The organism is Pseudoalteromonas sp. CR1, assembly GCF_019392235.1.
Taxonomy (GTDB): Bacteria; Pseudomonadota; Gammaproteobacteria; order Enterobacterales; family Alteromonadaceae; genus Pseudoalteromonas.
Genome location: NZ_JAHXRM010000321.1, coordinates 1 through 265, shown reverse-complemented (window position 1 = coordinate 265; position 265 = coordinate 1). Strand labels below are relative to the sequence as shown.

1 protein-coding gene is annotated in these 265 nt (G+C 63.0%); it reads right to left on the bottom strand.

Going from position 1 to position 265, the window contains the following annotated elements:
• A partial coding sequence (locus KZZ04_RS19565) for a TolC family protein (protein ID WP_219423937.1) occupies nucleotides 1-265 on the bottom strand: 265 nt, incomplete at both ends.

The window sequence follows — 265 nt, the reverse complement described above, 5'->3', positions numbered from 1 at the left end:
TCGCGGCGGATCAACTGGTCGCTGATGCCCTTGAGCGCATTGACCAGGGTCTGGTTGTACTTGGCCACAGCGATGTCATAACCGGCGCTGGCCTCGCCCAGTTGCGCGCGCAAACGGCCGCCGTCGAAGATCGGCAAGGTCATCGCCGGGCCGACGTTGTAGTTGAATTTCTGGCCGCTGAGAAAGCCCAGCAGAGTGCCGCCGGTAGCGACGAAACCCAGGCTGCCGACCAGGTCGACGTTGGGGTAGAAACCAGCATGGGCCA